Source organism: Myxococcus hansupus (assembly GCF_000280925.3).
GTDB classification, from domain to species: Bacteria; Myxococcota; Myxococcia; order Myxococcales; family Myxococcaceae; genus Myxococcus; species Myxococcus hansupus.
In genome coordinates, this window is the sequence record NZ_CP012109.1 from 6,100,215 (window position 1) to 6,121,781 (window position 21,567).

Below are 21,567 nucleotides of genomic sequence, written 5' to 3' on the forward strand. Positions count from 1 at the left end.
AGCCATCTCCGGCCCCGCTCGCGCTAGACTCCCGCGAATGTCCCTCGCGAGAACCTCCTGGCTCTGGGCCCTCCTGCTGGCCCTTTCCGCCTGCACCTCCGACTCGCCCCCTTCTTCGACGCCCGACTCCGGAACACCGGCACAGCGCGGCCGAGTGACGGGACAGGCCCTCCTCGAAGGGGTCGCCTCCGAAGGCATCCTCCTCACGCTCCAGGGCACCGAGCACCGCGCCCTCACCAACACGGAGGGCCGCTTCACGATGGAAGACGTCCCCGTGGGGACACACACGCTGGTGGCGCAGCAACTGGGCTACCGCGATGCCACGCAGAGCGTGCAGGTCCAGGCCGGCGAGACGGCCACCGTCACGCTCCACCTCACGGCGGAGCTCGGGGCGTTGCAAGGACTCGTCATCCGCGAGGACGAAGCCCCTGTGCCCGATGCCCGCGTGACGCTGGTCGAGACAGGCACCACCCGGACCACCGACGAACTCGGCCACGTCAACCTGGGCTCACTCGTCCCGGGCACCTACACCGTGGTGGCCGAAAAGGCAGGCCACGTCCGCGCCCAGCAGACGGTCCGCGTCACGAACGTCGAATTCTCCCTGGTCACCCTCATCCTCCGGAGAGAGCGAGGCAGCCTGAACGGCACCGCGCTGCTCGAAGGGGCCACCGCGCATGACGGCATCACCCTCACCTTGCTGGAGAGCGGCGCCACCACGACCACGGATGCGCAGGGCCACTTCACCTTCGCCAGCGTCCCCACGGGCACGTACACGGTGCAGGCCCGGAAGGGCCTCTACGCCGACGCCCGTCAGCCCGTGGAGATCCGCGCGAACCTGCCGAGCCAGGTCAGCCTGACGCTGAATCGACTCCAGGCCCCGGAGCTCACGGCGCCCGCGCTGGCCGTCCAACGCGGCCACCTGCGGCTGACAGGCGCCCACTTCGGCGCGGAGCAAGGAAGCCACGGCATCACCCTGGGCGGCGTGGAGGTCGACGAATACCTCGCCTGGTCCGATGCGGAAGTGGTGGTTCGCGTGCCCGAGAGCCTCGCGCCCGGCGTGCACGAGCTGGTCATGACATCCGGCGTGAGCTGGCGGCCCGATGCGACCGCCTCGCTGCGCGTGCTCCGGCAACGGACCCTGTCGTACGCGGCCAACTGGGGCATGGGCGTGCTGCCCGACAACACCGTCACCATCTGGGGCTCGGCCGATGCGTCGACCGGCCTCACGCCGGTTCCCTCCGCGCTCTCCGATGTCGTGAGCGTGGCCTCCGGAATGTCCTTCGCGGTGGCATTGCAGGCCGATGGCAGCGTCATCAAATGGGGAGGGCCCGATCCCCTCCCGGTGCCCGACGGCCTGTCGGACGTGGTGGCCATCAGCGCGAGCGGCGCCCGTGCCCTCGCGCTCAAGCGGGATGGAAGCGTCGTCACCATCGCCACGAGCAACGCCGAGGAGACGCCCGTCCCCGAGGGACTGCGGAACGTGGTCGCGGTCTCCGCGGGGCCGTTCCACGGCATGGCGCTCAAGGCGGACGGCACTCTTTCCGTCTGGGGACAAGATGTCTTCGACCTCCAGGATGTCCCAGCGGACCTGCAGGACGTGGTGGTCATCGCCAGCACGAGCAACAGCGCACTGGCGCTGCGGTCGGATGGAACCGCGGCCGTCTGGGGCTTCGGCGCGGCGTACTACGACCTCGCGAGCACCCCGGACCTCAGCGATGTCGTGGAGGTCGCGGGCGGCGAACACCACTACATGGCGCTCCGCTCCAACGGCAGCCTCCTCGCATGGGGAAACAGCGCCTATGGGCAAACGACGCTCCCTTCGGGATTGACAGACGTCGCCGCCGTCGCGGGGCAGGCCTTCAACAAAAGCCTGGCACTGCGATGGAACGGAACTCTCGCGAATTGGGGGACTCGACGCCTTTGTACCTGCCACCTCCGGGCCTCGTCCTTCGCGTCCCTGCTCGGTAGCACAAGCACACACGAAGAAGGTGATGCACCAGGCGCTGCGGCTCCGGCCAGTGCATTCGTCCGCCTTGGACAGCCAGGATTGACCGTTCGTTGCGTATCTCCCCGGATAGGGCTTGTCGCCTTTTCCATGGGTGGGGGATTGAATGAACTGGCTGAAGTGGTCCGTCCTCGTTGGGTCGACGTGTGCGATGACGCTGGTGGGCTGTGGCTCGCCCGAGCAGGATGCGCAGGAGTTCCCGGAGAACCCCTCTCCGAACGGACCGAGTTCCGAGGCGCCTGGCCATTGCACCTCGATGGGCGAGCCGCTGGCGGAGGGATGCACCGATGCCGGGACACCCGGTGACGCGGGCATCCCGAGCGATGCGGTGCTGGTGACAAACACCACGCGCTTCTACACGTCGGTGGGAATCTCCGAGCGGGCGGAGGACATGGCGGCGCAGCCTCCCGAACTCTATGTGCCGCACGGCTCGACGTTCAGCCTGCTGCTCGGCTCCGCGGTGCCTGGCGGGTGGCAGTTCACGGGCGTCCCCTCGGGGCCGTACTACCTGCGCACGGGGACGAACTTCATCGTCTCGAACGCGCGCCACGTGGACGTGGGCATCAACAAGCTGGGACGTCCGGACACCGTCTACTCGGACTTCTACCTGACGCCGCTCCAATTGAACCTGGTGAACACGGCGCCGTGGACGAACTGGTCGAGTTCGTCCCTTCCTGGCTCCAGCCTCCAGCTCGCGTCCGCACAGGTGGACCTGTTTGGGGCCTTGAGCCTCCACGACCTCATCCCCGACGGTGAGACGCGCATCCTCACCCACAATGCCGAGCTGTGGTCGAGCACGGGCCCCATCCCCGTCTTCGAGGCGAGCAAGGGAGATCGGCTCTACGTCTCACAGCACAGCCAGTACCCCGCGGGGACGGCGCCGGATGGCACGGCGTTGGGGTACTCCGCTGTGGACCGCGCGGTGGAGGTGGGCGCGTTCGACTTCACCCCGGATGGCGCCACGCCCCTGCCGCTGGCGGGCGTGATGCAGTCGCCGCCCCGGACGGAGTTCCCGCTCGAGTGGCGTCTGCCGGCCTATACGGCCTGGACCACGGACGCGCACCCGCTCGCGACGCCGTCCATCCCCACCTTCTCCGCCATCCCCGCCGCGCACGGGACGAACAACGGGTGGATTGGCTACTCCGGGGAGCTGCTCACCCTGCAGATGCCGCGCGCCGCGTCGTTCCATTTCACGCAGCGGCTGCAGTTCGGAAATCCGTTCCCGTCGAACTGGGGCGTGGTGGGAATGGGCAGCTATTCGTTCCGTGTTCTGGAAACGCTTCCGGATGGCTCGGGCCGGCGCGTCAGCCTGACGGGCAGCATCTCGACGTGGGATGAGTTCAACAGCTTCATCGCGAGCCCCGTCCAGCCGAGCGTGTCGCCGCCGCGGGCGCTGGCCATTGACGGCGTGCTCGCCAGCTCGCAGCGCGAGGTGGGCTCGGCCAGCCCGGTCATCTCCTGGCTGCCTCCGACCCAGGGCTCCGTCAACGCCTACCGGCTGGCGCTCCTCCGGTATCTCCCGGAGATGAACTCCTTGGTCCCCGATGGCGCCATCCACCTGTCTGGCTCGGCCACCCAGGTGCGGCTGCCTCCCGGAATGCTCAAGCCGGACAGCATCTACTACCTGCGCCTGTCCGCCTACGACAGCGCCGGCTACGACATCGAGCGCGACCCGTTCCACACCCGCGAGGCGCTGCCCATGGCCCGCGCGGACGCGTTCAGCTCGCTCTTCACCACGCCGTGAGGGTGTCTCCGAGGTCGTGACGCAGCGCCTGTTGATTCGAATGACCGGTTCCAACACCGCGGCGCTGGGAAGCTGTCACCTGAAGTCCGCGCGTCCCCGACCTCGTGCGTTCGCATACGCGGATGCCCTATCAAGCCTCACCCGGCATCCTTCCGCGTCGGGAGGGTCAAGCGCATGAGCCTTGACCCTCTCTGGACATGTCAATCGACTGGTGGAGTGCCTGCGCTCGGCCGCTGTGTCGCACGGATGCCGGCCTGGCTCACGGGTGGTACGGCCGGTTCCTCAGGTGCACGCCGCTTCGGCGGGTGCAACCTTCAAGGAGGTCGGCACAGTCTCCGCGCCAGGACGGAAGACGCTTTCATTCCGTCCTTGCCACATACCCCCCGGGGGTATAAGCCCCACTGCGGCAGGATACCCCCACCCAGTATGACGTCTCCGCCATGCCCCACTCGCCGGAAGAGAAGAAGAAGGCGCTGCTCCGCGTCCGCCGCATCCGCGGACAAACCGAAGCCTTGGAGCGTGCGTTGGAGTCCGGCGCTGAATGCGGCACGGTCCTCCAGCAGCTCGCTGCCATCCGAGGGGCCATCAACGGCCTGATGTCCGAGGTGCTGGAGTCACACATCCGGGAGGAGTTCGGCCCGGCGTCCGACGAGGACCCGCGCCACGCCCAGCGAGTGCGGGACATGACGGCGCTGGTCCGCACGTACCTCAAGTGAGTGGGAGTCCCTGCCTTCATCCCCTAGCCCAGGAGCATCCTCATGAAGTCTCGTGCCGCTGTCGCCTTTGAAGCCGGAAAGCCCTTGAGCATCGTCGAGCTCGACGTCGCGCCTCCGCAGAAGGGCGAGGTCCTGGTTCGCATCACCCACACGGGCGTCTGCCACACCGACGCGTTCACCCTCTCCGGAGATGATCCGGAAGGTCTCTTCCCCGTGGTGCTCGGCCACGAGGGCGCCGGCGTGGTGGAGGCGGTGGGCGAGGGCGTGACGTCCGTCAAGCCCGGCGACCATGTCATCCCGCTCTACACCGCGGAGTGTGGCCAATGTCTGTTCTGTAAGTCTGGCAAGACCAACCTGTGTGTGGCGGTGCGTGCCACCCAGGGCAAGGGCGTGATGCCCGACGGCACCACGCGCTTCTCGTACAACGGCAAGCCCGTCTACCACTACATGGGGTGCTCCACCTTCAGCGAGTACACCGTGGTGGCGGAGGTGTCGCTGGCCCGCATCAACCCGAACGCCAACCCCGAGCAGGTCTGCCTGCTGGGCTGCGGCGTGACGACGGGCCTGGGCGCGGTGAAGAACACGGCCCGCGTGCAGGAAGGGGATTCGGTCGCGGTGTTTGGTCTGGGCGGCATTGGCCTGGCGGTGATTCAGGGCGCCCAGATGGCGAAGGCTGGCCGCATCATCGCCATCGATACGAACCCCGCCAAGTTCGAGCTGGCGAAGACCTTCGGCGCCACTGACTTCGTCAACCCCAAGGACCACGACCGCCCCATCCAGCAGGTCATCGTGGAGATGACGGGCTGGGGCGTGGACCACTCCTTCGAGTGCATCGGCAACGTGGGCGTGATGCGCGCCGCGCTGGAGTGCGCGCACCGTGGCTGGGGTCAGTCCATCATCATCGGCGTGGCCGGCGCGGGACAGGAGATCTCCACCCGTCCGTTCCAGCTCGTCACGGGCCGGACGTGGAAGGGCACCGCTTTTGGTGGCGTGAAGGGCCGCTCGGAGCTCCCCGGCATGGTGGAGGACGCGATGTCCGGCAAGATTCAGCTCGCGCCGTTCGTGACGCACACGCGGCCGCTGACCGACATCAACGAAGCCTTCGACCTGATGCACGAGGGCAAGTCCATCCGCACCGTCGTCCGCTACTAAGTCCACCGCCAACCCCATCTCCGAGGAGCAGGACATGGAACGCATCGAACACCACGCGAGTTTTGGCGGCCGACAGGAGGTGTGGAAGCACACCTCCTCCGCGCTGGGCGGCGAGACGCGATTCGGCGTCTACCTGCCAGAGGCCGCGCTGCGCGGCGAGCGCTGCCCGGTGCTGTACTGGCTCTCCGGCCTGACCTGCACCGAGCAGAACTTCATCACCAAGGCGGGCGCGCAGGAGCACGCGGCGCGCCACGGCCTCATCGTCGTCGCGCCTGACACGAGTCCTCGCGGCGACGCGGTGGCCAACGACGCGGCCTACGACCTGGGCCAGGGGGCGGGCTTCTATCTCGACGCCACGCAGGCCCCCTGGGCGCCGCACTTCCGCATGCAGGACTACGTGGCCCGGGAGCTCCCCTCGCTGGTGGAGCAGCACTTCCCGGCCACGGATGCGCGAGGCATCTTCGGCCACTCCATGGGCGGTCACGGCGCGCTCGTCACCGCCCTGCGCCACCCGGGCCGCTACCGCAGCGTGTCCGCATTCTCTCCCATCGTCGCTCCCTCCCAAGTGCCGTGGGGCCAGAAGGCCTTCACCGCCTACCTGGGCGACAACCGTGAGGCGTGGGCGGCCTGGGACGCCGTCGCGTTGGTGAAGACGGCCCAGGAGCGACTGGCCCTCCTGGTCGACCAGGGCGAGGCCGACGAGTTCCTCGCCACCCAGCTTCGCCCGGAGCTGCTGGCCGCCGCCTGCGAGGCCACGGGCCACCCGCTCACGCTGCGGCGGCACGCGGGGTACGACCACAGCTACTACTTCATCGCCACGTTCCTCGCGGACCACTTCGCGCACCACGCGAAGGCCCTCGGTGGTTCCAAGAACGCGCGTTCGTAGTCGCGACAGTCATTCCTTCCGGCCAGCCCCGACGTGACAAGTGTCGGGGCTGGCCGTGTCTCAGCCGGATGATGCCGCTCTTCACGCAGGAAGTGCTGGCGGGGGTCCGCGGCCCCAACGAAGGAACTCCTTCACGGATTCAGAGGGGAGGCGCTCGAAGTGGAAGGAACGCCGAGTGCTCGTGCGGGGCACCGTGTTCGCCCATCTGAAACGACACTCCGGGTAGTCGTAACTCCCGGCGCCCTGTGCGACCCAAGCCGTCATGTAACGAATGAGCAACACGTCCCGCGAGACGGTGCGCATCGCGGTCCCTGCGGCATGCTCGACGCTGCATGGTTCTACGTCCGTTTCATGGTTCCTGGCTGTTCCTCCTGCTCTTGCTCTCTGGATGCGCCACGCTGAACCCTCGCGCCGAGTGCGCGGCGCATGGCGGCGATACGTGGCATGAAGCGCGGAGCGAGCACTTCCGCGTGTGGACGGACCTGGACGCGGACGAGGCGCGCGGCGCCACCGTGGCCCTGGAGCGGACTCGCGCGATGATGCGGTTGTGGTGGGGCGATGGGACGGACTTCGATCCGCCGGGCACCGTCGATGTCGTCCTCCTCCGTCGGCAGGGCGCGCTCAGCGAGTTCGCCGACAACCGGGTTGGCGGCTACGTGAGCTGGCAAGACACCAACGTGCGCATGTTGGTGGTCATGGCCCATGAGAAACGGCGAGGTATTCCGAAGCTCGTCCGGCACGAACTCGCTCACTACCTGAGCCGATTCGTGCTGCTGCGGCAACCTCGTTGGTTCGCCGAAGGGTTGGCCATGTACCTCGAGGTCGCCGAGGAGCGGCGGGATGGCATGGTGGAGCTGGGGCAGGACAACAAGACGGCGCTCGACACCGTGCTTCGGATGGGCGCGTTGCCGCTGGCATCCCTCTGGGCCTGGGACACGTCGGAGCCGCCCGTACGCGACCGGTTCCACTACTACGCGTCGAGTTGGGCGTGGGTCCACTTCCTCCTCAACTCGCAGGCCGAGCGCTTCGCGGACTACCAGCAACGTCTGGCACGGGCGGAGCCGCCTCGTCTGGCGTGGGATGCCGCCTTCGAGGGAATGTCAGACGAGGCGTTGGAGCAGGAATTCGCGAAGGCGCTGCGGCACGGCACTGAATACACCATCGTCACCCGAAAGCTGCCTCCCGCCTCGACTGACGTCACGCTGGGGGCCATGAGTGCGGCGGATGTGCACGTGACGCGGGCGCGGCTTCACCGCTCCGCTTTTGGCGGGACGTTGACGCCTGCGCAGCGTCAGGTACAGGCGCAGGCTGACGTGGCCGAGGCCTTGAGACTGGAGCCAGGTCACGTTCACGCAGCGGTCCTCGGCGCGGTCATGGAGGAGGACGGTGCGAAACGGCTCGCGCGTGCACGGGCGTTGACGGCTGCGCATCCAGCGAGCGCGGAAGCCTGGGACCTGCTGGGTGATTCACTGGGGGAGGAGACCTCCGCCCGAGTCGAGCGGGAGCAGGCGCGGCGCAACGCACTGCGATTGACGCCCGAAGAGCCAGCGCGCCTGGCGGCGCTCGCTCGCGAGTACACCGCGAACGGGCGGCACGCCAACGCGCTTGCCCATGCGGTGAAGGCAGCGAAGCTGGCGCCCTGGAGCCAGGACGTGCAGGCCACGCTTGCGGTGGCGGCCGCGGCCCAGGGGCGTTGCGCGGAGGCCCAGGTGGCGCAGGCGCGCGCCGTGGACTTGCAGCATGAGTCCGTCTCCTCCGAGCAACGTGCTGCCTTCCACGAGTGGCTCGCTTCGCGCATCAGGGTGCACTGTGCCGCTGCACCAGAGGCGCCTCCCTCCGCGCCGGAAGCCCCCGCGACGCGGTGAGGCCCGCCGTGGTGGTGAGGCGGGCGCAGGCCCCAGCATCAGGCGACCCGTGAGAACCACTCCCCCGTGGAGAACTGGGCCTCCAGCGCCGCTGCCAGGTGCGTGTCCTCCAGCAGCACGCCCACTTCGATGTTCCGTGTCTGTCCTCGGTTCGTGAAGTTCGCGGACGTCACGAAGACCCACCGTGCGTCCACCACGACGCATTTCGCATGCAGGCTGGCGAAGACCCCCTTCCTGGGTGAGAAGCCGTGGCACTCCGGAAAGGGCGGACCGAAGGGCCAGTGCTCCCGCAGGAATGCCGAGGCCACCGGCGCGCTCGCATAGAGCCTGCCACTCACGCCTCGTCGGAGGGCTTCGTGCAGCGGCCCCAACACGTCCGCCGCGTGGTCGAACGTGAACCCGGCCACCAGCACCGTGCTCGTGGCCTTGTGGAACAGGTCCGCCAGCACCACCGCCGTGTCGCGAGCGCCGCTCCAGCGGGTCTCCGGCCCCGTCCAGACCAGCTCTGGCCGCCGGGCCCCCGCGCGCCGCTCCACGAGCACCGCGTCCAGCAACACCAACGTTCCCTCTCGTCCCAGCGCGTTCAACGCCGCGACCTCCCCCGTCAGCCGCTCCAGCCCCTCTCCCTGGAGCGCCAGACGGGACAACGGAAACCCGAGCCGCCGCGTGCCCACCACGGCCTTCAGCCGCTCCAGGTCCAGCGTCGCCACGCCGCTCAGGTCCACGGCGTCTTCAGGAAGGCAACGGCCTCGTGGCCCAGCGTGGGCACGACGAGCGCGCGATCGAGGTACTGGTTGAAGCGCTCGCAGGAGCACTCGGGGAGGAAGAGGCACCCGTGGCACGCGGCGCCCTCCAGGTCGCGGTCGTCACGGCCCGTGGGTTCGTGATGCGCGCAGACGGGGTCGTTGGAGCAGAGGCGCGCGTCCTCCAGCGCCCGGACAAGGTGCTGTCCCAGTCGCCGGCCCTCCTCTACCAGGCCGCCCAGCGTGCCTTCCGCGCCCGTGGTGCCCGTCATCAACAGGATGCCCGCCATGGGGACGGCGTCGCTGTGCGGCGCGCAGTAGAGCCGCTCGCGGATGGAGCTCGCGGGATAGCCACACTCCAGCGCCACCTCCGTCATCAACAGGTGCGCCAGCGAATGGAGCAGGTAGAGCCGCACGCCCGGAAAGGGGAGCTTCGAACCGGAGACCTGCTTCCAGCGCTCATATCCAGCCCGGAGCACCTCCTCGCGCCGCAGCACGGGCTCGGACATCTCCCAGGCATGCACCTGCGCCTCATCGAGCATCAGCAGCATGCCCTCGCCCTGCATCTCCGTGACGGGCACCCAGTCCCGGTGGAGCGACATCGGCGCGAGCGCCACGTCCAGGTCGTAGCGTCCCTGGAGGTCCTTCGACAGGGGCTCCAGCCGCGTGAAGCCCACCTGGGCCTGGACCTCCCGCAACCGTCGCGCCAGCACCACGCGTTCGACCAGTGAGGGCAGTCCCTGGGGCCGAGCGATGCGCCGGGCCCAGAAGACCTCGGAGCGGTCCCGGGGCATCTCGCCAGGCTTCTCCTGTGGCTGCGCGAGGAACTGGAGCCACTCCGCGGTGCGGATCTCCGGGACGGCCTCGGGCAGGTGCTCGCGCTCCGCCGTGATGGCCGCCAGCACCTCCGCGTTGGAGGCGGAGCCGAGCGCCGCCTGCACCTGGGAAATGGTCCGGAAGGCAGGCAGGGTCTCCGCGGTGGCGGACTGGAGGATGCTCCACGCGGACTGCACCTTGCGTCGGAGCGACTCCGGTTCAGGGATGGTGATGGCGCTGGTGGTCTGCGCGAAATAGCCGTTGCTGGCGGTCCGGACCAGCAGCCGCTGCCTCTCGGCGCAGCGCTCCCGCGCCTCCAACCCCAGCCAGGGCCGCTCCCCGGCGCAGGGGTCCTGCTGCTCCTTGTGTGTCATGTCGATGAGGCGCCTGCGTTTGCCGCACGTCGAGCACGCGACCTCGATGTCACTGAAGTCACCGCTCACGCCCTCCTCGAGCTTGAGCTGTGGGGCATCGCATGGCTTGCGCTCGTGCATCCACCAGCTCCAGTCGATGTCCGACAGGTGCCCCCTCGGACAGGCCGCGACGAAGCGCACCGGCACGCAGCGCTCGGGCTTCGCCTCCACGCCCGCGCAGCGGTGGCGGTACTCTTGATTCACACGCTCCAAGCTGTTGGCCCGCACCAGCGTGCGGCAATGGGGGTTCTGGCAGACAAACCAGCGCGGAAACTCATACACCTGGATGCCGCAGGACTCTGTCGGCTCTCGCTCATCCCCAGCGGGAGGCTTGCGGAAGGGGGCCTCCTTGCTGAGCGGCCACTTGTTGCGGTGGTAGAGCGGTTCGACGATCTCCAGCAGCCGTGGCTCGTTGACCACCTCGCCCTGCCCCTTGAGACGCCAGAAGTCCAGGCCGCCCACGAGGACTGCGTCGTTCAGCAAATCCAGCATGCTGCCCGGACCGAAGGTGGAGACCACCTGGCTCTGGCGCACGCGCCCATCCGGCGGCCGCGTCGAGCGGGCCCGGTTCCACTTCCTACGGTTCATCATGCGCTGCCTCCTCCGTCGCGGCCTTCGGGGCGCGGTAGCCGCCCAGGGGTTGACGTGAAATCCACAAGTGCACCGAGGACTCCACGTCACGCATGGACGTGGGCGCCTCGAACTTGAGCTCGTCCTGGGTGAGGTTTTCGGTGGGGTCCAGGAAACCGCGCAGCAGGGGCTTGAGCCCCTTTCCCTCCGGGTCGTAGGGCGAGTACGCGCGCTGGGCGGCGTCCTTCTTCGCCTGCTCGATGATGTTGCGCCACGAGTCGAGCAGGCTTCGTGCGCGCTGCATCACGATGCCGCTGGCCCGCTCCGACTCATCCTTGGGAAGCCCTCGGCCCGCGCGCTTCGCCAGGATTTCGAGCGCCTGCTCCAGCGCATCCCGGTGCGCCTGCAGGGACTTCCAATCCAGGGGCGCGGTCATGGCGGTGTCCAGCAGCCGGCCCAGCGCCACCACCACGCCCGCGAGCCCCCGGTCGAGCGCCGGTGCTGAGAAGGGTGTCACCGAGGTGGCTTCGACGAAGCGATAGAACGACTCGTGGTACGTCCCGAAGCGCTCGTAGTGGCTGCGGTCGCGGGGCTTGGCCGCGTTGAGGCACGTCACCACGAGGCCGGGCTTGTTCAGCTTGCGGCCCACGCGGCTGGACGCCTGGATGTACTCGCTGGTCGTCTTGGGCTGTCCCGCCACGACCATGAGTCCCAACCGGTCGATGTCCACGCCGACGGAGATCATGTTGCTGGCGAGCACGACGTCGATGCTCTGGGGCTGGCCGTGCGTGAGCTCCAGGCGGTTCTTCGATGCCTTGATGTCAGCGGTCTTCTCCCGGCTGGTCAGCTCGATGGGCTCGCCGCGGATGGTCCTGCCCCGGTACCAGGGATGCTCGGCCTCTTTGCCGAAGTCCTCGGGACGACGGCGGACTCGGTCCATCACGAGTCGGCGCACCTCGTCCTCGACCAGCCGGCGCATGCCGCCCAGTTCACGCAGGCTGTTGAAATAGCCGACGAGCGTCAGGTACGGGTCCGCGCTCACGGCGCCGTGAAGTTGTTCGCCGCGCGCGGCGGCGGCGAGCAGGCTGACATAGACGCGCAGCAGGATGGCCTTCATGGGCCGCCCAGGTGCCGCCACGCCCACGTATTGGCGCGCGCCCTTCTTGCCCACTGAGGCGAAGAACGTCTCGGAGGCATCCACGCCTGGCGGAGGGAAGAGTGCGACGTCCCGTCCATAGAGGCGACTCACCTGTTGCCGGGAGCGGCGGACGGTGGCGGTGGAGGCCACCAACTTCGCCCGGGGCGCGAGCGTCAGGACGGCACCTTCGTAGAGGCCCACCATGGAGCCCAGCGGACCGGAGATGAGGTGCAGTTCGTCCTGCACGATGAGTTCCGGGGGAGGCAGCCCCCTCGGGAGCGTCACGAGCGCAGCCTTCACGTCCGCGGCATCGTTGCACGGGCCGACGAAGCGCTTCCCGGTGCGCCCCAGGATGCGACCGAAGAGCAATCCCGTCTCTCCACGCCACGGCAGCATGGCGAACTTGTCCACGGTGGCGACGAGGAAACACGGAAGCTCGCGGTAGATCTGCTCGTCGACGAAGAGGACGGGGAGCCCTTCCGGGTTGCGGCCCAGGTTGAAGGCACACGCGATGTTCGCGCAGCCGACGAGCACTTCCTCGGGTTTGGACTTGGAGGGCCGGAGGATGAAGCACTCCCGTTCGAACGGCGTCGCGCACCAGGGACAGGTGGCCAGCGGGAAGGGAGATTGCGCGCGGGCGCTGTTGTCGTTCTTGTACTCGGTGATCTGCGTGGAGGCCTGCTCCAGCGTGTTGGCGGTCGCGGAGCGGCCGACCCACAGTCCGATGGAGAAGCGCACGGCGCCCAGGCGTTTCGGCTCTTGCTTGCGGAGCATTTCGAGCGCGCAGATGAGTGTCGCGGCGCGACCCAGTTGGTCGAGGGTGAGCAGCCGCAGCGTGTAGCGCAGCAGCACGGCCACGCCCAGGCCACCGTGGAGGTGAGCCTGACCTCGGAGGCGGCGCAGGAGAAGCGTGAAGGCAATGAGTCCCAGGTAGGCCTGCGTCTTTCCGCCACCGGTGGGGAAGAAGATGAGCTCCACGAGTTCGCGGTCCGCGTGGCCTTCGTCCTCGACGGAGGGGAGATTGAGCAAGATGAAGGCGAGCTGGAAGAGACGCCATTGAGGCGCTTCTTCCTGCCGCACCTTGCGTTCCGACTGGGCCATGACGCTGTTCATCCAGCGGAAGGCGTCGAAGGCGAGAGGTTCCCGTGTCAGGAGGTTGATGCCATCTTCGATGCGGTCCGCCGCGCGTCGAGCCCTGCGGATGAGCTCATCCCGTGTCTCCTCGCGGCGTTCGCTGCCCACAGCAATAGTGGCCTGCATGTCCACCCATTCGCGGTAGGCCCGAACCAGGGGGAGCAGAGCCGCGACGGTCTCCGAGGGTGTCGTGAACGCGGCGAGCTGCTCCATGCCCACCGTGACTTCGTCAATCCGTCGCGCTTCGACTGGGAGCACCTCGACGCGTGGCAGCCAGTCCGTTTCCACGCGGGTGACGGGGACGGAGGTGGATGAGACGCGCACGGAGATGCCATGGCCCACAGCCCACCGCTGGCGGTCGCGAAACTGGAGGTCGTTGACACGGTCGTCGTCGTCCTCGCTCCCGGCATCGCTGGAATCCTGTCGGCTGACGAAGCCCTGCTCGCATTCCAGGGCGAGATGGGTCTGGAAGGCATAGGCTTCGTCCCGGTCGACGGCGGTGCTGGTGGGCGGGCGCGCGTTGACGAGGAAGATGGCGACCGCGAGCTCGCCTTCGCGCGTCTTCTCCACGTGGCCTTCCAGGCGCAGGCCCTGGCTGTCCTGGAGGTACAGGCCTTCTCGCAGAGCCGCGTCGTTCAGGGACAGGGTGACAGTGCGTTGGTGGAAGGTGCGGCGCCACGGCTTGCGCCCCTCTGCTTCGAGGCGCTGGTAGTCCGCCCAGCAGACATGGGCGGTGAGCTGGGTCGTGCCAGCGGGGACGAAGACGGACAGGCCCATGGACGCGGGCAGGCGGCGCACCTTCTTGGCGGTTGGGTCGGGTCGAGAGGATTCCTCGTTGTCCTCGTCATTGCCTGCGGCCAGGTCGTCTTCCTCGTCGTCGGGGTCGTCCTCGATGACGCCCTGGTCGAGCGGGACGAGGAAGCCGGTCAGGTACCAGCGGGACGGCGGATTGCGGAGCACTTCCGGGGCATCCGAGACAGGAGCACCTGGAGGCTTGTGGAACGGACCGACGAGGTCCGCTTCGAGCGCATCAATGAGGTGGGAGCGGACCGCGCCCGTGTCAGGGACATTCATGGGAGGACTCAGGCGGTCTGGGTGCGGGACTTCGAGGGACGGCGTACGGTGGGGTGGGCTTCCTCGTGAGCACGCTGCGCGTTCAGGTCGAAGAGGCGGTCGAGAACTTCGTCTTCGAACGCTTCGAGCTGCTTGGCAGTGGCGCCGCAGTACAGAGGGGCGTGGATGTCATTCCAGCCGTAGGCATCCAGGACAGCCTGGTCCACGGCCACGTGCAGGTCCCGCAGGCGCTGGGTCGCAGTGTCGATGACGGACTTGTCCTTAAGCCGATTGTACGTCGTCGTCAGGCCGATGTTGTTGGCTTGCATGTACTGGCTGCGTTCGAAGTGGAATCGCTTACCTAATGCATCGAGCCCTGATGCTTTGCCGAGAACAGGGAAAGGAAAGGTCTCGAAGCAGTCGCTGGGGGTGTAACGAAGTCGGTCTTCGAGTGATGACGACAGCAGTCGCGCCCAGACCTCGTGCACACGTGATTGCAGCAGTGTGAGCCAGCGCTCCTGACTAAGGGCGAAGACGCCAGCTGAATGTGAAAAGACGACGTCCGTTGGCCGCCATTCGAAAGTGAGATGCTTGGAGACAAGGCTGATTGCGAGGCAGCGTTCCGATTTACGAAGTGTTTCCTGGAGTTCACTGCGCTTCTCAGCAAACTGCCACCACCACTTGCGGTAACCTCCCCTATTGTTTTTGTCTCGTTCAGGCTTCACCAATTCCCGTACGATGCGGATGAGGTCGGGCCACCGCTCAGCTTCGGCTAAATCCATTTGCCCAAAGTTGATGACGTGCCTTTCGAGGCTCGACCTAGGGTCAGAGTTGATTTCCTCTCCGCCCACATAGCGAAAGATGCGTTCCGCGTTCCTCGGAGACTTCGCGACGAGCGCTACTCGCTGCTCGGGGCTGAGCACGAACCCCATTCCAAGGACGATGCATCCCTGGAAGCTCTTCCCTGTGTTAGCGGTGAGGACCAAGGGGTCGGCTCGATCGGGCTTCCCTCTCAGTCGAGAGTTGAGGTGCTTTACAGGCAGATGGTCCAGCCGCGGCTCCAACTTCAAGTCTGAGACGTGCCCCTTCGCCAGATGCACCACGGACACTGAGACGTTGGCGCCAGCTAACGGCCACTTCATGGAGCGTACGGCGTCGTAGAGGTGGCCGCCGTGGTCCACCAGGTACTTCAGTCCAGTGACCCTCGTGTCCCCCTGCGCAATGGTGTTGGTGGCGATAAATCCGAAGCTGCCGTGTTCACCCAGTAGATGGAACGCACGGCGGAAGAAGTGCGCGGAGAGATCCGCGTTGCCGTGCGCACCCTCATGAACCGTCTGGAGCCAAGGGAGGTAGTTCTCTCCGCCCGTCTCGATGATGGTGTTCTTTCCCGCAAACGGCGGGTTCCCTACGAACCCATCGATCCAGGCCGTCTTGTTGGGCTGCTCGTTGTCGAGCGGATCTGGCCGGCTCCCGTGGAAAACCTCAGGGAACTCCAGTGGCCAGTGGAACGTCCCTGACGGTGCGGAGAACGCCGCGATGTCCGCCGGCAGGGGAGGCAGAACCCCATTCTTCGCCGTGGACAGCCAGGTTCCAATCAGGTTCGACCGGCGGAAACGCTCCTTCTCCCGCTCCTTGTCCGAGCCACGGGCGAAGAACGCCCCGACGCACGCATTGGCGATCCGTTTGATGTCTTCCAACGCCGCGTCCGCGTCACGGAGAAGCCCCTCCTTTACCCGGCCGGGATCCAGGTCCAGTTGCAGCGGCTTGCGCTCCGGCCCTTCCAGGTCGAGCGCAAGTTGGAGGATTTCCTCACGCTTCTCCAGGGAGCGCGTCAGTGCCTTCTTGATGAACGCCCAGGACAGTTCCGACTGCTTCTTGCTAGTCGGGTCCCAGTGGAACGCTTGAAGCTGATCCAGGTCGAGTCCGACCAACGAATCCCCGCACTTGAGCGCATGGTCCAGGAATGTGAAGGGCTCCGTCTTCGCCAACGTCACGAGCCACAGCGACAGCTTCGCGAGCTTCACGGCCCATGGATTCTTGTCCACGCCGTACAGGCATCGCTGAGCCACCAGCCGGCGTGCCCGCATCACCTCGTCCTCATGCTTGTCACGCTTCAGCACGCCCTCGCGTGTCCAGGCGGCGACAACCTGGTCCGCGAGAAAGCGGCAGGACTCCACCAGGAACGCACCGGACCCCATGGCAGGGTCGCAGATCTTGAGGTTGAGAAGCCTTTCTGAGGACGGCTGCGGCCCCATCGTCTTGAGCAAAGGCTCCAAGGCCCGGCGAACAATGGGCGCGGAGATGCTTCGAGGCGTGTAGTGGCTGCTGGTTTGTCGTCGCTCGGCGCCGGGTTGTAGCACCAACTGGGATGGTCGCCGTGTCTCGGTCCCCTTCACGCGGTACGGCTCAAGCGCGGTCAGGATCATCTGCTGCGTGGACGCCTGCTCCAGCGCCTTCGACAGAGCTTTCACCGCCTTCGCGTCGAGGCCCGCCACCGCTTCCAGCCATGCAGCACGCCGCTTCGCGGGCTGGACCAGCACCTCGTTCACGGAGACCCATACCTTCGAGGGCTTGAGGCAGATTCCAGCACCCGTCAGCCGCTTCACGTGGATGCCCATCAGGCCCTCGTACACGGAGCCGATCTGCTCTACGTCGAGCGACTTGAAGCTCAGTCGCTGCCCCTTGAGGAAAATGAGCCGCTCAAGGACCTGGAGGACCGTCTCGTCATCAACGGGAGGCACCCGCGCATCCGTGCTCGCATCGGTGGAACTCGTGCCTCCCAGAAAGGGGAACGTGTCAGGGTCGAAGAGCTGTCCGCGCCGTGCCGGCATTCGCAGTTTGTCGTGCGAGGCCCCCAGGTAGATGCACCGGAAGAGCGCCAGCAATCGTGGCCACGCACCGAAGCGCCGGTTCATCGAATCGGGGTATTGGCTGGAGTCCTCGACGAGTTGCGCGTGAAGTGCCTTCACCGACAGGTCATCGCGGTAGGGCTCCTGGTCCACGGGGAGCAGGCCCCTGTCTTCCGCGTAGAGGATGAAGACGAGCCGCAAGAGCGTGGAGAGGAGCCCGCCGTAGACGTGGTCCTCATCTCGAGAGAGCGCCTCGTCCAGGGCCCGGGAGCCATCCCGTTCAGCGGCCGTCTCGAAACCCGTGAGAAGGATGCCTAGCGCTTCCAGTACCTGGTCGGACAATTCGTCAGTGACATCCGCCTGCCGGCGGCGTGACTGCTCCAGGAGCGCGGGAAGTTGATGCTCGGGCAGCACGCCGAAGAAGCGGCGCGCGTGCAGGAGCATCACCATCGCGTCAAACAGCGGACGACCGCTGGCGGTGACGATGTCCTTGAACCGGAAAGTGATGTGCCCTGACGTCTCTCCGTGGGGCGCATAGACCAGGCGCACGGAGTCCCCGTTGAACAGCAGCCCGATGGGAACACGGGCCGCGCGCAGCAGGCGGTCAAACTTGGCGGTGGGCTCGTAGAACCACGTGCCCGTGGTGTCTTCCTTCTTGTCCAGGTCCAACCCGGCCGGCAGTTCCCAGGTCAGGAGCGCGAAGCCTTCCGCGGCGCGACTGATGGGCGTGGAGTCATCCGGCAACCCTTCCGGTTTCGCGGGAGGAGGCCCTCGTCGCAACAGCCCCCGCGTGGGCTTGATCGTCTGTTGACCCTCCGCGATGTCGAGTTGGAGGTCCTCCGGAAACACCGAGGTGAAATCATCCTCGGCGTAGCCCAGCACCTCCCGGAGGAAGCGCGGGACATCCGTCACGCGAGATGACTCCCGGCCCGCCAGCAGGACGAACCGCGACTGCGCGGACACCGGCAGGCGCTGCATACACTGCGCGTCCTCGAGGACCGGGATGGAGACCACCAGCCCTTCGAAGGGCTGCGCCATCCCCATCCAGGTCTGGTGATAGCGACGCTCGACGTCCCCGCCAAGATTCTGGCCGCTCATCAACGCGCCCCCGGCCACAGGTAGACCATGCCCACTGGCACCAGGCGGGCGACCCGCACCGCATAGGTGGCCCTCAAGGATTCGGGTTGTTCGACGAGCTCCCTTCCGAGCGCTGCCAATCGCTGCTCAAGATGAACCTTGTCCCTCCTCCACTGGTCCTGCTCCGCCCGGGCGTCGAGCTTGAGTTCGAGCTGCGCGCTCAATGCCTCCTGGATGGCCTCCCGCTGCGTCAGGAGAATCTGTGTCAGCGCCTTGGCTTCGGACGCCCCACGGGCCGCTAACTTCTTGCGAGCCCCCTGCTCTCTCACCGAGGCCTGCTCCTCGATGGCGGGCCAGAGCTTCGAGAAGTCGGACTCGACACTGGCCAGCAGACGTTTCTGGACAGCCTTTGGTATCGAGGAGAGCGCGGGCGCTTCCGCCAGCGTGGTCTCCAGTTGATCGATCGCCTTGCGGTCCGCATCGTCCGCGAAGGGCTTCAGGTGCCCGCGACCGCCACCGTCCAGCCACCTTGCTGAAACAGAGACCACCTCGTCATGGAGCCGCGCGGCGCCCTCGCCAAAGAGCGACAACCGGCCGAAGACGATGACGCGTGCCACTGCGTCGCGCTGGGTCTGAACCACCGAGACACGGCTCAGGTCGTTCGCGGAGAACCCCTGCGCCAGGAACCGCTGAAGCACCCGCTGGACGAGCGGATGGGACAGGTGCAGGTGGACGAGCTTGCTCGAAACGCCCGGAGGTGCCTCGAAGACGACGGGAGACAGAGGGCGCTTACGCCATTCCCATGCTGCCTCGTCGCGCTCCCGGCGCGGACGAATGGCATCCAGGGTCGTGTTCCACGAAGCAGGCAGGGCGGGGACCTTCCAGGCTTCCAGCGTCCGGCCCTGTTCCGTGATGGACTCCCGCTCCAACCGGCCCGCACCGGCCAGCTCGAACCCCACGTCCAGCGCATCGCGCAGCAGGACGGGATTGAAGTCCATCACCTTCCCACTGCGCTCACGGAGTTCTCCAATCGCATCCAGTTCCTTGCGCAGGGATTGGAGCGTCCGTTGGGACTCCAGTTCCCGCTTCGTCACCTCCGTCCGAGTCGAGGTCGCGGCGCGGGAGAGGCGCTCCAGCGTGCCCTTCGTGATGCCCGAGGCGAGGGCATCGTGCATCTGGTCCATCAGCACGCAGCCCAGGCTGCCCAGCTCGCGCGTGATGGTCTCGACCTTGCGCGCGAGGGTGTCGAGCACCGCGTCCTCGGAGCGCTGGCCGTAGACGAAGTAGCCACAGCGCACGGTGGATGCAGGTTGCAAGGCGCGGTCGATGCGACCGTTGCGCTGCTCCATGCGTGAGGGATTCCACGGCACGTCGATGTGGAAGAGGTCCGCGCAGTGGCCTTGTAGATTGATGCCTTCGCGCGCGGCGTCGGTCGCGAGGAGGACCCGCACGGGGAACTCCTCCATCGAACCGTTGAAGGCGGCCTGCACCTCCGCGCGCTTTACGTCATCGATGCCACCCGTCAGCGTGAGGATGCGCTCATCACCCCGTTGGGTCCCCTCGAAGGCGGCGGCGAGCTGCTCCTTGAGGTAGCGGAGCGTGTCGCCATACTCGGTAAAAAGGATGACCCGGCGGGGCTTCCACGCGGCGCCTCGGGTGAGCGGGCATTGGTGCTCTCGAATCCAGTGGAGCAGGGCTCGCAGCTTCGCGTCCCGGGCAGTGCGGTGCCGGGCGCTCAGCTTGAGCATGTCATCCAGGAGCTTGCGCGCCTGGACGCTGGCGGACAGCTCCTGACTGTGCTCGCGGATGGTCTCCGCGAACGACAGCTCGAGTGCATCGTCCGGCTCGCCATGCTCCTCGGACTCAGGAGCCGTATCGCCGGTGAGCGCTCCGCCGTCGGGAGCCAGCGCCCCCGCGCCGAAGGCAGCCGCGTGGACGGAGAGGGTGCGATGGAACGCCTCGATGCTGGAGAGGAGGCGCTTTTGGAGGTTAATGAAGACCAGGCGCCCCTGCTTAGTGCCAGGCGCCATGAGTTCCGTGTAGCGCGCGAGCTTCTGGGACAGTTCCAGTTCCGGGGCGGGGGCTTCGCCCAGGTCGACACGCTGCTCGACGGCCTTTCCGTCCGGGGCGAGCCACTCAGCGTGCCAGCGTCCCGAGTCATGCGTCAGCCGCACACCCACTACGTGCCGCTCGGGGTAGCGCTGTGAACTGCCCAGGGCGCGCAGGTCGCCCTTGAGCCGGCGAACCATGACGGGAGCCAACTGTGATTCGCGGACGCGGGTGCCCCGCGTGAAGCGCTGTGGGTCCAACATCTCCAACAGCGCGGAGAAGCTGTTGGAGTGGCCGTTGTGGGGCGTCGCGGAGAGGAAGAGCCGGTGCTCGAAGCGCTCCGCCAGTGAGCGGATGCTGCGAGTGGTCTCCGTGTCGATGGCGTACCGGCTGGCCGATGCGGGCGCGACGACGTGCGCCTCGTCGAGCACCAACAAGGACTTGTGGTGCCCCTTCTCCTCCAGGAGGGTCTTCAGCGGCTCGAAGTACTCGCTGCGCCGCAGCGTCTGGTACGACACGATGAAGCGTGAGTGCGTGGCCCAGACGGGGACCTGGAAGCCGCGCTCCTGACGGCGGCGGGAGACGAACTCGCTGTTGAAGATTTCGAAGCGCAGGCCGAAGCGCCTCTCCATCTCATCGCGCCACTGGAGCGTCACCGACGCCGGGCAGACGATGAGGACGCGGTCCACGCGCTGGCGGAGGATGAGTTCCTGCAACACCAGCCCGGCCTCGATGGTCTTTCCGAGACCTACGTCATCGGCGATGAAGAGATTCACCCGAGGCAGCTCAAGCGCCTTCTTGAGAGGCGTGAGCTGGTGATTCATCAAGTGGATGCCCGCGCGGAACGGCGCCTGAAAGAGCCGAGCGTCGGTGGCGGTGACGGAGCTCCACTTGAGCGCGTGCAGATACGCGGCGAAGTGACGCGGCTCGTCGAAACGCGCAGGCGTTCCCAAGCCACCCTGTTCGGGTCGGACGACCCGAGCGGCGAGCTCACGCTCCCACAAGACCGACAGGGAGCGTCCCTGTGCGTCATCATCGAGACAAGTAAGACGAACGAGGGTGTGTTGCTCCCGGACATCCGAAGGAGCAATGACTTCATTGACCAGATACTGACGGTGTCGGACCTGCGCGATATCACCCGCGCACGGCATGGGAGCGATGGGCACGGGAGCAAAATCCCGCAGCATAGGCATGTAGGCGCCATACCTCCCGAGTGGTAAACTCCCCGGAGGTAGTACTACCCCAGAGGTATGCAACAGCCGCATCAAGCCAAATAGGCTGAGGGCGCCGATACGTCTATCCGCTCAGCGCATAAGCCTTCGTAGCCACCGGCGAAGGTGGAAGCGAAGAAGTAGCG

The 21,567-nt window shown here is 66.9% G+C and carries 11 protein-coding genes; 6 read left to right on the forward strand and 5 right to left on the reverse strand.

Annotated elements, in window-relative coordinates; all coding sequences use genetic code 11:
- Positions 1-37 precede the first annotated feature (37 nt).
- The 6 genes from A176_RS23625 (at position 38) to A176_RS23650 (ending at position 8,368) form a co-directional block, all read left to right on the forward strand.
- Positions 38-2,311, forward strand: a complete 2,274-nt coding sequence (locus tag A176_RS23625) for a carboxypeptidase regulatory-like domain-containing protein (RefSeq protein WP_226993967.1) — start codon at positions 38-40, stop codon at positions 2,309-2,311.
- On the forward strand, positions 2,262-3,749 hold the full coding sequence (locus A176_RS23630) for a fibronectin type III domain-containing protein (protein ID WP_226993968.1): 1,488 nt from the start codon (positions 2,262-2,264) through the stop codon (positions 3,747-3,749). Before A176_RS23625 ends, A176_RS23630 begins: the two co-directional genes overlap by 50 nt.
- 440 nt (positions 3,750-4,189) lie before the next feature.
- Positions 4,190-4,465, forward strand: a complete 276-nt coding sequence (frmR, locus tag A176_RS23635; RefSeq protein WP_002636402.1) for a formaldehyde-responsive transcriptional repressor FrmR — start codon at positions 4,190-4,192, stop codon at positions 4,463-4,465.
- A gap of 42 nt (positions 4,466-4,507) precedes the next feature.
- Positions 4,508-5,617: an S-(hydroxymethyl)glutathione dehydrogenase/class III alcohol dehydrogenase gene (locus A176_RS23640; protein ID WP_002636403.1), complete on the forward strand. Its 1,110-nt coding sequence runs from the start codon at positions 4,508-4,510 to the stop codon at positions 5,615-5,617.
- A gap of 34 nt (positions 5,618-5,651) precedes the next feature.
- Entirely contained in the window at positions 5,652-6,503 is an 852-nt protein-coding gene (gene fghA, locus A176_RS23645; RefSeq protein WP_002636404.1) for an S-formylglutathione hydrolase, read from the forward strand.
- Positions 6,504-6,835: 332 nt separating this feature from the next.
- Positions 6,836-8,368 (forward strand): DUF1570 domain-containing protein, encoded by a 1,533-nt coding sequence (locus A176_RS23650; RefSeq protein ID WP_002636405.1) that lies wholly within the window; start codon positions 6,836-6,838, stop codon positions 8,366-8,368.
- A gap of 38 nt (positions 8,369-8,406) precedes the next feature.
- Here A176_RS23650 and drmC read toward each other — a convergent pair whose 3' ends face one another.
- The 5 genes from drmC to drmD are packed head-to-tail and all read right to left on the reverse strand — an operon-like array spanning position 8,407 to position 21,403.
- Positions 8,407-9,093, reverse strand: coding sequence for a DISARM system phospholipase D-like protein DrmC (gene drmC / locus A176_RS23655; protein WP_002636406.1), 687 nt, complete (start codon positions 9,091-9,093; stop codon positions 8,407-8,409).
- Positions 9,084-10,931 carry a DUF1998 domain-containing protein gene (drmB, locus tag A176_RS23660; RefSeq protein WP_044890726.1) on the reverse strand — a complete coding sequence of 616 codons (1,848 nt, stop codon included), beginning with the start codon at positions 10,929-10,931 and terminating at the stop codon, positions 9,084-9,086. Before drmB ends, drmC begins: the two co-directional genes overlap by 10 nt.
- Positions 10,918-14,256 carry a DISARM system helicase DrmA gene (drmA, locus tag A176_RS23665; protein ID WP_002636408.1) on the reverse strand — a complete coding sequence of 1,113 codons (3,339 nt, stop codon included), beginning with the start codon at positions 14,254-14,256 and terminating at the stop codon, positions 10,918-10,920. Before drmA ends, drmB begins: the two co-directional genes overlap by 14 nt.
- 8 nt (positions 14,257-14,264) lie before the next feature.
- A complete protein-coding gene (locus A176_RS23670) occupies positions 14,265-18,182 on the reverse strand; it encodes a DNA methyltransferase (protein ID WP_044890754.1) in 3,918 nt (1,305 codons plus the stop codon).
- Positions 18,182-21,403: a DISARM system SNF2-like helicase DrmD gene (drmD, locus tag A176_RS23675; protein ID WP_420811416.1), complete on the reverse strand. Its 3,222-nt coding sequence runs from the start codon at positions 21,401-21,403 to the stop codon at positions 18,182-18,184. The genes A176_RS23670 and drmD overlap by 1 nt, the downstream gene beginning before the upstream one ends.
- Between the last annotated feature and the right edge of the window lie 164 nt (positions 21,404-21,567).

Coding starts and splice junctions, on each gene's coding strand:
- fghA (WP_002636404.1), top strand. CDS start 5,652: ATGGAACGCATCGAACACCACGCGAGTTTTGGCGGCCGACAGGAGGTG.
- A176_RS23625 (WP_226993967.1), top strand. CDS start 38: ATGTCCCTCGCGAGAACCTCCTGGCTCTGGGCCCTCCTGCTGGCCCTT.
- drmD (WP_420811416.1), bottom strand. CDS start 21,403: ATGCCTATGCTGCGGGATTTTGCTCCCGTGCCCATCGCTCCCATGCCG.
- A176_RS23670 (WP_044890754.1), bottom strand. CDS start 18,182: ATGAGCGGCCAGAATCTTGGCGGGGACGTCGAGCGTCGCTATCACCAG.
- drmA (WP_002636408.1), bottom strand. CDS start 14,256: ATGAATGTCCCTGACACGGGCGCGGTCCGCTCCCACCTCATTGATGCG.
- A176_RS23650 (WP_002636405.1), top strand. CDS start 6,836: ATGGTTCTACGTCCGTTTCATGGTTCCTGGCTGTTCCTCCTGCTCTTG.
- A176_RS23640 (WP_002636403.1), top strand. CDS start 4,508: ATGAAGTCTCGTGCCGCTGTCGCCTTTGAAGCCGGAAAGCCCTTGAGC.
- drmB (WP_044890726.1), bottom strand. CDS start 10,931: ATGATGAACCGTAGGAAGTGGAACCGGGCCCGCTCGACGCGGCCGCCG.
- A176_RS23630 (WP_226993968.1), top strand. CDS start 2,262: ATGGGCGAGCCGCTGGCGGAGGGATGCACCGATGCCGGGACACCCGGT.
- frmR (WP_002636402.1), top strand. CDS start 4,190: ATGCCCCACTCGCCGGAAGAGAAGAAGAAGGCGCTGCTCCGCGTCCGC.